This is a genomic window from Nocardia testacea NBRC 100365, from assembly GCF_000308775.1.
Lineage (GTDB): Bacteria > Actinomycetota > Actinomycetes > Mycobacteriales > Mycobacteriaceae > Nocardia > Nocardia testacea.
In genome coordinates this window covers 1-10,044 of record NZ_BAGJ01000241.1, presented here as the reverse complement: position 1 = coordinate 10,044, position 10,044 = coordinate 1, and the positions used below count along the sequence as shown (strand labels likewise).

General features: G+C 70.2%; 11 protein-coding genes, 1 pseudogene and 1 riboswitch. Of the genes and pseudogenes, 10 read left to right on the top strand and 2 right to left on the bottom strand.

The window, feature by feature from the left end:
- Positions 1-208 (top strand): annotated as a pseudogene (locus ON38_RS25950) (hypothetical protein); the annotation flags it as partial.
- Positions 205-816 carry a YHS domain-containing protein gene (locus ON38_RS25945; protein WP_039827635.1) on the top strand — a complete coding sequence of 204 codons (612 nt, stop codon included), beginning with the start codon at positions 205-207 and terminating at the stop codon, positions 814-816. The pseudogene ON38_RS25950 and the gene ON38_RS25945, both read left to right, overlap by 4 nt.
- 19 nt (positions 817-835) lie before the next feature.
- On the opposite strand, the gene ON38_RS25940 is transcribed toward ON38_RS25945, so the two are convergent.
- Complete coding sequence (locus tag ON38_RS25940) at positions 836-2,284, bottom strand: aminotransferase-like domain-containing protein (protein ID WP_051165186.1); 1,449 nt, start codon at positions 2,282-2,284, stop codon at positions 836-838.
- On the opposite strand from ON38_RS25940, the gene ON38_RS25935 reads away from it, so the two are divergent.
- The 5 genes from ON38_RS25935 (at position 2,283) to ON38_RS25915 (ending at position 5,733) form a co-directional block, all read left to right on the top strand.
- On the top strand, positions 2,283-3,347 hold the full coding sequence (locus ON38_RS25935; RefSeq protein WP_083873096.1) for a DMT family transporter: 1,065 nt from the start codon (positions 2,283-2,285) through the stop codon (positions 3,345-3,347). The genes ON38_RS25940 and ON38_RS25935 overlap by 2 nt on opposite strands.
- Before the next feature lie 56 nt (positions 3,348-3,403).
- Positions 3,404-3,470: riboswitch (guanidine-III (ykkC-III) riboswitch) on the top strand.
- A 10-nt stretch (positions 3,471-3,480) separates the two neighbouring features.
- The gene (locus ON38_RS25930; RefSeq protein ID WP_039827634.1) at positions 3,481-3,795 is read left to right on the top strand and encodes a DMT family transporter; all 315 of its coding nucleotides are present in this window, start codon (positions 3,481-3,483) and stop codon (positions 3,793-3,795) included.
- A gap of 2 nt (positions 3,796-3,797) precedes the next feature.
- Positions 3,798-4,130 carry a DMT family transporter gene (locus ON38_RS25925; protein ID WP_039827633.1) on the top strand — a complete coding sequence of 111 codons (333 nt, stop codon included), beginning with the start codon at positions 3,798-3,800 and terminating at the stop codon, positions 4,128-4,130.
- Positions 4,131-4,326: 196 nt separating this feature from the next.
- Complete coding sequence (locus tag ON38_RS25920) at positions 4,327-5,382, top strand: PDR/VanB family oxidoreductase (RefSeq protein ID WP_039827632.1); 1,056 nt, start codon at positions 4,327-4,329, stop codon at positions 5,380-5,382.
- A 114-nt stretch (positions 5,383-5,496) separates the two neighbouring features.
- Positions 5,497-5,733 (top strand): hypothetical protein, encoded by a 237-nt coding sequence (locus tag ON38_RS25915; protein ID WP_039827631.1) that lies wholly within the window; start codon positions 5,497-5,499, stop codon positions 5,731-5,733.
- A 200-nt stretch (positions 5,734-5,933) separates the two neighbouring features.
- Here ON38_RS25915 and ON38_RS25910 read toward each other — a convergent pair whose 3' ends face one another.
- Positions 5,934-6,377, bottom strand: a complete 444-nt coding sequence (locus ON38_RS25910) for an NUDIX domain-containing protein (RefSeq protein WP_051165185.1) — start codon at positions 6,375-6,377, stop codon at positions 5,934-5,936.
- A 576-nt stretch (positions 6,378-6,953) separates the two neighbouring features.
- Here ON38_RS25910 and ON38_RS25905 point away from each other — a divergent pair.
- The 3 genes from ON38_RS25905 to ON38_RS25895 form a co-directional block, all read left to right on the top strand.
- The gene (locus tag ON38_RS25905) at positions 6,954-8,021 is read left to right on the top strand and encodes an NAD(P)H-dependent amine dehydrogenase family protein (RefSeq protein WP_039827630.1); all 1,068 of its coding nucleotides are present in this window, start codon (positions 6,954-6,956) and stop codon (positions 8,019-8,021) included.
- Between the two features lie 59 nt (positions 8,022-8,080).
- Positions 8,081-8,635 (top strand): TetR/AcrR family transcriptional regulator, encoded by a 555-nt coding sequence (locus tag ON38_RS25900; RefSeq protein ID WP_039827629.1) that lies wholly within the window; start codon positions 8,081-8,083, stop codon positions 8,633-8,635.
- Positions 8,636-8,707: 72 nt separating this feature from the next.
- Positions 8,708-10,044: alpha/beta fold hydrolase (locus ON38_RS25895; RefSeq protein ID WP_039827637.1), on the top strand; the 1,337-nt coding region annotated here is incomplete at its 3' end.

Here is a 10,044-nt window from a genome sequence, read left to right as displayed (position 1 = left end):
CCGCCCGGCGCCGCCGAGCCACCCGGAGGGCGGCCGCCTGGGCCTACCGGCGGATTTCCTCATCGCCCCGGACGGGGCGGTACTCGCCGCGAAGTACGGAGTGCATGTCGATGACCAGTGGTCGGTCGACGAACTGCTCGCCCTGGCCGCCGGGCACGCCGGCGCGACCACCCCCACCACCCCACTCGTGAAGGAGAGTCGGCCATGATGACCCTGGAGATATCGGTCACCGGCCGCGCCCTCGACGCGGCGGCCGAGCGTGATCTGGCCGAACGCGTCCTGGCCGCGATCACCACCGCCGAGTCCGCGCCGGACGAAACAATGGCCAAGGCGAGAGAATTCACCCATGTGCTGGTCGCGCAGCCTCGCACCTGGGCGACCGGCGGTCCCGACATCGATACCGCGCCGCGCTATCTGGTGCGGCTCACCGTGCCGCAATCCTGGAGCAACGACCGCGATTTCGGCCGCTACATCGTTCCGATGATCACCGACGCCGTCGCCGCGACCGAAACCGATCCCGGACGCCTGCGCCGCGAACCCCACTGTGTGGTGCAGATCGTCGGCCTGCGCGAGCACTGCGTCGGCACCCTGGGCCGGTCGGCCACGAGCACCGAGCTCACCCGGCTGATGACCCAGGGTTTCCGCGAGTCCGGACTGCGGCCGGAGGCCCCCGAGGGCTGCACCATAGACCCGACCTGCGGAATGGTCGTGGAGTGGGCCACCGCCCAGTTCACCGCGACCCATGCGGGTGTCGACTATGCGTTCTGCGCGCCGTCGTGCCGGAAGGTTTTCGTGGAAGATCACGCCGTGGGCTGAGCCGGGCCCACGGGGCCTGCTATCGGGCCGGGTCCGCGCTCTCGGCCGGGCGCGGGCCCGGATGCTGCCGGGCCAGCGCCCGCCCGATCACGCGAGCACCCTCGGGAAACGCGCCCGGATTCGGCCCGGAATAGTTCACCCGCAGGTAGGCGCCCGTGGGTTCGGCGGGAAACCACTCGTCGCCGGGGGCCACGATCACCCCGCCGGCCTCGCAGTCGCGCACGAGGCGGCCCAGATCGGTGTGCTCGGGTAGCCGGACCCAGAGATTGAGTCCGCCCCTGGGTATCAGTTCCGGGACCGCGTCGGGGGCGTGTTCCCGGAGCGCGGTCGACAGCAGGTCGCGGCGGATCGCCAAACGCTGCCCCAGACCGCGCAGATGGGTCCGCCACCCCGGATGCGACACCACATCCAGCGCGACCGCCTGTAGCAGCCCGCTCACGTACATCGATTCGGCCTGCGCGTCGGAGAGGATCCGGTCGCGCGCCGGTCCGCGCGCGACGACGGCGGCGATCCGGACCGACGGGGAGACGCTCTTGGTGAGCGACCGCAGATAGACGATATGCCCGCTGTCGTCCCGCGCGGCCAGCGGGACCGGCACCGTGTCGATACCGAAATCGTGCGCCCAGTCGTCCTCGATCAGGAAGGCGCCGTACTCGCGCACCACCTCGAGCACTCGCGTGGCGGTCTGCGGATCCCATTGGGCGCCGGTCGGATTGGCGAAATGCGGTTGCGCGTAGAAGGCGCGCGCCCCGGTCCGGTCGAAGGCACGGGCCAGTTCCGCCGGCCGCGGGCCCTGCGGGCCGCTGGGCACCGGCACCACCCGCACCCCGGCCCGCTCGGCGGCCATCAGCGCACCCCAGTAGGTCGGCGATTCCACCAGCAGCGGCCGGCCCGGTCCCACCAGCGACTGGAAGGTCGTGTTCAGACCGCTCTGACTGCCGGCGAACACGATCACATCACTCGACGCCGGCGGCAGCACACCGGCCGGTGTCACCGCCGCCAGTTCGGCGGCGAACCAGGTCTGCAGTTCCGGGGATCCGGCGGTCGGCGGGCGGCCGATCGCGGCGTCGCCGCGCGCGGCCCGCGTGAAGGCGGCACGGACCAGGCGCACCGGGAGCAGTTCGCGGTCCGGGTAACCCGAATGCAGGGCGATCCGGTCGTTGGGCACCGTCCGCAGGGAGGTGAACATCTGGGCGCGCCGGCCGCGCGGTGTACCGAGGGCCGCGGTCTGCCATCCGTAGTCGGCCGGGCGGGCCGGGCGCACCGCCTGGACGAATGTGCCGACCCCCGGCCGACTCTCCACCAGCCCCTGGGCCACGAGGGTCCGCAGCGCCTTCTGGACGGTGACCGGGCTCGCCCCGTACTGCGCTACCAGGGTGCGTGTGGACGGCAGTTTGCCCCCGGCGGGGGCCGTGGCGATCCATGCGCGGAGATCCGCGACAATCCGGGAACTGCTATCGTCGGACATGAGAGAACATAGTAGCGCTACTCCTCAGCACCAAGGACCGCTATCGTCCGTTCCCCTGGGGCCGGCCTGGGGACTGCTCGGTGTGGCGGCATTTTCGCTGACCGTGCCGCTCACCCGGATCACCGTGGCCGAGGGTGGAATGTCACCGCTGTTCGTCGCCTGCGGCCGCGCCGTGGTCGCAGGCGTCCTGGCCGCCACGGCCCTGCTCGTGACGCGCCCACCGCTGCCCCGTGGCCGGCAATGGATCCGGCTCGGCGTCGTCGCGGCCGGGGTCGTCGCCGGCTTCCCCCTGCTCACCAGCTTCGCGCTCACCCTCACCTCGGCGGGGCACAGCGCGGTGGTGATCGCGCTGCTCCCGGCGGCCACCGCGGTCCTGGCGGTCCTGCGGACCGAGGAACGACCACCGCGCGCCTTCTGGTGGGCCGCGGCGGCGGGTGCGGTGGCGGCCGTGGGTTTCGCGGTGTTCCGCGGGGGCGGATTCGGTCTCCAGTGGCCGGATCTGCTGCTGTTCGGCGCGGTTGTCGCGGCCGCTGCCGCATACGCCGAAGGCGGACTGCTGGCCCGCGAGCTCGGGCCCTGGCAGACCATCTCCTGGGCACTGGTCCTGTCCGCGCCGCCGATGGTCGCGCTGAGCGGTATCGCGCTCGCCTTCCAGCCGCCGACCGCCTCCCCGGCGCAGTGGGCGTCCTTCGCCTACCTCGGTGTGGTGAGCATGTTCCTCGGCTTCCTGGCGTGGTATCGCGGACTCGCATACGGGCCGATGGCGCAGGTCAGCCAGATCCAGCTGGTCCAGCCGGTGCTCACCCTCGGCTGGGCCGCGCTGCTGCTGGGCGAATCCCTGACCTGGTCGACAGCGCTGGGAGCACTCGCGGTCATCACATGCGCCGCCGGCGCCGTCCGCACCCGGCTCGGCCGGCCCGCACCGGATGCCGGCCTCCCGCCCGGTGCCGCCGCCACCCGACGCGACTCCGCGCCTCGGGCCGAACGCACCGCCGAGAGCGCTACCGGGCCCGGCGCCGCGGAACAACGATCGGCCCCCGCGCGGGCACGAGCCGTCCGGTGAGTGTGGTGGTTCCGATCACCACCGGGAATCTCGTACGCATCCCGTTCGTTATCGCACTGGAGTCCGGCGATCGGGCTCGCGGACGAGGGAGCAGTACCCGCATCGCGACAAGACTGACTCGGAAGGGTTCGTCATGTCCTGGGTCGTCCTGCTCCTGTCGGGGGTGCTGGAAGCCGTCTGGGCCGCCGCACTATCGGCCTCACACGGTTTCCGCCGGTGGAAGCCCACTGTTCTGTTCGTCGCGGCGCTGGTCCTGAGTATGGCCGGCCTCGCCTGGGCGATGATCGATCTGCCGACCGGTACCGCCTACGCGGTATGGGTGGGTACCGGCGCGACATTGACCGTCGGATGGGCCGTGGTCACGGGCCGCGAACGCGCGGATACCGCCCGCGTGCTGTTGCTCGCGCTGCTCATCGTGTCCGTGGTCGGCCTGAAGGCGGTGAGCTGACCATGGCGTGGATCATCCTGCTGGCCAGCGCTGTCTGCGAGGCGGTCTGGGCGACCGCGCTCGGCCGATCGGCGGGCCTGACCGAACCGGTGGCGGCGATCGTCTTCTTCGTCGCGCTGGCGGCGAGCATGCTGGGGCTGGGCCGGGCGGTACGGGATATCCCGATCGGCAGCGCCTATGCCGTCTGGACCGGCGTCGGCACCGCCCTGACCGTGGCCTACGCCATGCTCACCGGTGGCGAGGCGGTCACGCTCGCGAAGGTCGTCTGCCTGACCGGCATCGTCGTCGCGGTTATCGGGCTCGAACTGGTCCCGCACGAGAAGCGAACGGAATAGCGGGCTTTCCGCGCGGCGGCGCCACCGCCGCCGCGCGGCAACCCCGCCGAGCCGCACACTGTCACGCGATCGGCCGGATCGCCGCAGCACCCGTATCCGTCCGGGCGGTCAGAACGCGGGCTCGGCATACTCCGAAGAGCCGGTCACTCGATCTTCAACATTGCAAGCCTATTTGTTGCTTTGTAAGCTGACCGCCATGATCCGTCCGAGCACGCGGGCCCCGGATTTCGTCGCGCCCCGGCCGCTGCGAGTCCTCGGCGCGGTCATCGACGCCTACCGGAGCATATTCGTCTCCGGACCCGCGGCACCGCTGCTGTCCCGCCCGAAACCGGTGCGCCGCGAGGGTTTCGAACTGCGGCTGGTGGTGGACGACATCCGGGAGGAAGCCGACGAAGTCCGCGGATTCGACCTGCGCGCGGCCGACGGCGGCCTGCTCCCGGCTTGGCGGCCGGGCGCCCATCTCGATCTCTTCCTGCCGTCCGGGCGGCAGCGGCAGTACTCGCTGTGCGGTAACCCCCGCGAACGGTTCCGCTACCGGATCGCGGTCCGCCGCATCGACGCCGGCGAGGGCGGTTCGCTGGAGATGCACCGCGATATCCGCCCCGGCGATCCGCTACGGGCCCGCGGTCCGCGCAACGCCTTCACCTTCGTGACGGCCCCGGCGTACCTGTTCATCGCCGGCGGTATCGGGATCACCCCGATCCTGCCGATGGTCCGGGCCGCGGGCGAGCGCGGCCGGCTGATCTACACCGGACGCTCCCGCGCCACCATGCCGTTCGTCGCCGACCTTCCCGGAGCCGATATCCGCCCCGACGACGAATACGGCCCGCCGGATATCCCGGCACTGCTCGCGGCCGCCCCGCCCGGGGCGGCCGTCTATGTCTGCGGTCCGCCGCCCATGCTGGCCGCCGCCCGGCGCAGCATGTTCGAGCTGAACCCCACCGGTTCCCTGCACACCGAACAGTTCTCCACCCCCGCCGTTCTCGACGGCGCGGAATTCGATCTGACCCTGGCGCGGACGGGCCGCACGGTCCGGGTGGGCGCGCGCGAGACCGTCCTCGCCGCGATCGGCCGGGTCCGCCCGGACACCGCCTATTCGTGCCGCCAGGGGTTCTGCGGCACCTGCCGGACCGCGGTACTCGCCGGCGCGGTGGACCACCGTGATCGGACGTTACCCGATGCCGACCGCGCGACCCATATGCTCCCGTGCGTATCACGCGCGGCGGGCGACGCACTGGTTCTCGATCTCTGAGCCGGAAGGACCGGGACATGTCCACAACGGTGCACGCTGGGCCCCTTCGGCGCGGCCGGGAACCAGTCCGCCGTCTTCACGATCGAATCCCAGATCGCCTATATCGTCGACGCCTTGCGCACCGCTCGCGCGCGATCGGCGCGCCGGGTGGAACTCGCACCCGGCGTGCAGGACGCGTTCCTCGACGAGATGGCACGGCGCAGCGTGTCCACGGTGTGGGTATCGGGTGGATGCACGGGTCACCACCAGACCTCCGACGGCCGCAACGCGGGGCTCTATCCGAATTGGAGTATCGAATACCGTTATCGCACACGGAAATTCGATGCCGATTCCTATGTGCTCGGCTACTGACCCGGCTCTTCGGGCAGGGACGAGCGTTCACCGGCGCAACCACCGCGCCCTGTCGCGCCGCTCACCGTACGGGCCGACGGCCGGGGCAGCCGAACCGGAAGGTGACCTCCGCGCCGTCGTGCGCATGTACAGCCCATCGCGCCGGACCGGCGACCGGCCGGCCCGCGGATTCCCGTCCCGTCCGGTGCCTCCGCACCCACTCAGGGATAGGCCAGCTCGCGATAGGTGTCCAGAATCTTCTGGATCGAGGAGGTGACGTGCAACTCGCCGTTGAGCGGCGCCCATTCGTAGTCGGCGTGCGCACTCAGCACCACCGGCCCGGTCGCCGCCACCTCGACGGCGAAGTGCAACCGCCGCACCGGTTTTCCGGCGGGGGACAGATAGTCGAAATCGCCGACGTGGTGCCGGATATCGGTGACGGTCAGTCCCGTCTCCTCCTGCACCCCGCGAACGAGCGCTCCGGTCACCGATTCTCCCGGTTCGACCGTCGCGCCGGGAAGTTTCAAGGTGGGGCTGATCGGGCCGGTACTGGGCAGTTCGAGTAACAGGACTTCCCCACCCCGGTCGATGATCGCGCCCACCCGAAGTCCGACCCCGTCCCGCTCGCCACGTGGCAGGGTCTCGTCGAACATGGATACCGACATATGCGGCTTCACCAACCTTCGATCGGGCGGACTCGCCTCGGTCACACCATAGGCGAGCGCTTATATATTACCGCGCCGTGACCATCGGATGACAGCGGATCGCCCGAAGTGAGCTGCACAACAGCATCGTCCGGCTCGGTTACCCGCGCCTATCCGGCAACAGGAAACCGCGTACGGAACTGTTGAGCGGCGTCTCGAACAGCGTTCGGCAGCAGCGTTTTTCGGCCTTCTACGGAAATATGCGCGATACCGCCACCGGCGACGCGAAAGACCCGCATCGCGACCACCGCCGCCGACGCCCGGCTGTGATGGAGACCTCGTCGTGACCGATTCGGCGACCGCGCCGCACGCCGGGCGATCCGACCCCCGTGACACGCGCGGCGACGCACGATCGATCGCCTACGCGACCCGTATCGGCCGGCGAGCCGCGCCACCGGCCCGCCGGTCCATGCGAGGAGATCCCGCCTACGAGGTGGTCGACGCGACCGGCGACCGTTCCGCATCGAAGGGAGAATCACATTCTCCCAATTCAAAGGATTCTTTCCGAATTCCGGAAATCGACTCTATTCTGAGCGGGTGCCCCAGCGTGATCGGTATCGGGTCGTCCAATGGACGACCGGCAATGTCGGAAAGAGCTCGGTCCGCGCCATCGTCGCGAACCCCACCCTCGAACTCGTCGGCTGCTACGCGTGGGCGCCGGCGAAAGTGGGTCGTGATATCGGCGAACTGTGCGGTATCGAACCCCTGGGCATCACCGCGACCGACGATGTGGACGCGCTGCTCGCGCGGCAGCCGGACTGCGTCGTCTACAACCCCATGTGGATCGATGTGGACGAACTGGTGCGCATCCTGGCCGCGGGCGTCGATGTGGTCACCACCGCGTCCTTCATCACCGGTCACCGGCAGGGCCCGGGTCGCGACCGGATCGCCGAGGCCTGCCGCCGCGGCGGTTCCACGATCTTCGGTTCCGGGATCAGCCCCGGATTCATCGACCTGCTGGCCATCGTGTCGGCCGGTATCTGCGACCGCGTCGACAAGGTGACCGTCAGCGAGGCCGCGGACACCACCTTCTACGATTCGCCCGCGACCGAACGCCCGGTGGGCTTCGGTCAACCGATCCATCATCCCGGCCTGCCGGAGATGGCGGCCGAGGGCACCGCGGTGTTCGGTGAGGCCGTGCGGATGATCGGCGACGCCCTGGGCGTGGAACTCGACGAGGTCCGCTGTGACGCGGAGTTCGCGCGGACCACCGCCGATCTCGATCTGGGCTCGTGGACCATTCCGGCCGACTGCGTGGCCGGGGTCTTCGCGAGCTGGAAGGGGATCGTCGCCGGACGCACCCTGGTCGAACTGACGGTGCGGTGGCGCAAGGGGCAGACCCTGGAACCCGACTGGAAGATCGACCAGGACGGCTGGATCCTGCAGGTGGACGGACGTCCGACGGTGAAGAACGTGGTGAGCTTTCTGCCGCCCCCGGATTTCCGGGCCGAGACCATCGCCGATTTCATGACTCTCGGCCACATCATGACCGCCATGCCGGTGATCAACGCCATTCCCGCCGTGGTGGCCGCGGCGCCCGGGATCGTCACCTACAACGATCTGCCGCTCGTTCGGCCACGCGGCGTCGTCCCCGGGGTCGGGTGACCGGCTCGCGACGGCGGAATTGTTGACATTTCTATGACGACCGGTCTACTTTTTCAAATATGGGAGCCAAAGGAGCCGAGACGCGGCAGCGGATGATCGAGGCGACCCGATCCTCGATCGAGCGTCAGGGCTACTTCGGCACCGGGCTCAATCAGATTCTCACCGAGAGCGGGACCCCGCGGGGTTCGCTGTACTTCCATTTTCCCGGCGGCAAGGACGAACTCGTCGCCGCGGCCGTCACACAGGCCGGTGGGCTCGTCGACGCGGCACTCGACGCCGCCGACCTCACCGACCCGGCCGGCGCGGTCGCCGAGCTGATCACCCTCCTCGGCGACCGGCTGGAAGCCTCCGGCTGGGAGAACGGCTGTCCGGTGGCCACCGTCGCCCTCGAGGTCGCGGGCACCAACGACCCGGTGCAGCAGGCCTGCGCCCAGGTGTACGCACGCTGGACCGAGGCACTGCGCGTCCTGCTGCGGACCGCCGGCTATCAAGACGCCGACGATCTCGCGGTTTCGCTGCTCGCTCTCGTCGAGGGCGCGCTGCTGCTCGCCCGGACCCACCGCAGCCGCGATCCGCTGGACCGGGCCGCGCGGATCGCCCGCACCCTGCTCTGATCCCCCGTTTCACCGCGCGGGGACTTTTCTTTGCGCACAAAATATGTAGACCAGTCCAGTTAGGAAGTGGATATGAGTACTCCCGACACCGTCGTCTTCGGGGCGGCGGGATTCATCGGCCGCGCGCTCGTCGCCCGGCTGCTCGAGCAGGGACACCATGTCGCCGCGGCGGTTCGCCCCGGGACCGAGGCGCGGCTGCTGTCCTGGCTGCACGGCAAGGATTTCGACCGGGAGCGGCTCACGGTACTCGGGTGCGATATCACCGACCCCGGCCTCGGCGCCCTCGGCGCGGCACCACTGGAGGACGTCCGCGACGTCTACAACTGCGCCGCGCGGTTCTCCTTCGGACTAGACGCCACGGAAGCCCGGGCGGTGAACCTCGACGGCGCCCTCCACGTACTGCACTGGTCCGCCGGCTGCCCGCGGCTGCGCCGGCTCGTCCACATCACCGGCTACCGGGTCACCGTGCCGGAATCCGCCGAACACGACTACACCGTCAGCGCCTACGGCGCCTCGAAGTTCGAAGCGGACGCGATACTGCGGGAACAGGCCGCGGCCGCCGCGGTCCCGTTGACCGTCGCGAATCCCAGCACTGTCCTCGGACCCGGTCAGTACATCGGCCTCGCCGAACTCGTGCGCGATCTTTGGCATGGCGCACTGCACGCGCTGCCCGGCGACGCGCAGACCCTGCTCCCGATCCTGGATCTGGACTACTTCGTCGATTTCCTCGCTCTGCTCCCGCAACAGCCGGATACCGCCGGCCGTTCCTATACCGTGCTCGACCCGGCCAGTCCGCCGCTTCCGGAACTCGTCGGGCTACTGGCCCGCCATATGCATGTCCGCGCACCGCGCCTCACCCTCCCGGTGGGCCTGGTGGCGCGCCTGCCCGGCCGGCTGACCGGAGTGGACGCCGAACGCCTGACCTTCATCGCCGGCGATCGCTACGACACCTCCGCCGCCGACGCGGTGGCCGCGCGCGCCGGGCTCGTCCGGCCCGCGGCCGAAACCGTTCTGCGCGAATGGGCGGATCATCTGGTGAGCAGCCGATTCGGCGCCACCGAAGCCGATCCCGCCGCGGGCTTCGAGCACGGGCTCTGGGTCTCCGGTGAACGGCGCACCCCGAAATACGTACTGCTGCACGGGCTTCCCACCGACAGCGAGGCCTGGCGCGAGGTCCGTACGCTGCTCGACGCCCCCACCCTCGCCGCCGACCTCCCCGGCCTGGGCCGGTCCGCCCCGTATCCGGCCGGGCCGGACCGGTGGCTCGACGACCTCATGGCGCCGGTCGAAGGCCGCCCGATACTCGTGGGTCATTCTCTCGGCTGCGTGCCCGCACTCCGCTATGCGACAGCTCATCCCGACCGCGTGGCGGGCGTCGTCCTGGTGGCGCCGGCCTTCCTGCAGCGCGG

Coding starts and splice junctions, on each gene's coding strand:
- ON38_RS25945 (WP_039827635.1), top strand. CDS start 205: ATGATGACCCTGGAGATATCGGTCACCGGCCGCGCCCTCGACGCGGCG.
- ON38_RS25935 (WP_083873096.1), top strand. CDS start 2,283: ATGAGAGAACATAGTAGCGCTACTCCTCAGCACCAAGGACCGCTATCG.
- ON38_RS25940 (WP_051165186.1), bottom strand. CDS start 2,284: ATGTCCGACGATAGCAGTTCCCGGATTGTCGCGGATCTCCGCGCATGG.
- ON38_RS25930 (WP_039827634.1), top strand. CDS start 3,481: ATGTCCTGGGTCGTCCTGCTCCTGTCGGGGGTGCTGGAAGCCGTCTGG.
- ON38_RS25925 (WP_039827633.1), top strand. CDS start 3,798: ATGGCGTGGATCATCCTGCTGGCCAGCGCTGTCTGCGAGGCGGTCTGG.
- ON38_RS25920 (WP_039827632.1), top strand. CDS start 4,327: ATGATCCGTCCGAGCACGCGGGCCCCGGATTTCGTCGCGCCCCGGCCG.
- ON38_RS25910 (WP_051165185.1), bottom strand. CDS start 6,377: ATGTCGGTATCCATGTTCGACGAGACCCTGCCACGTGGCGAGCGGGAC.
- ON38_RS25900 (WP_039827629.1), top strand. CDS start 8,081: ATGGGAGCCAAAGGAGCCGAGACGCGGCAGCGGATGATCGAGGCGACC.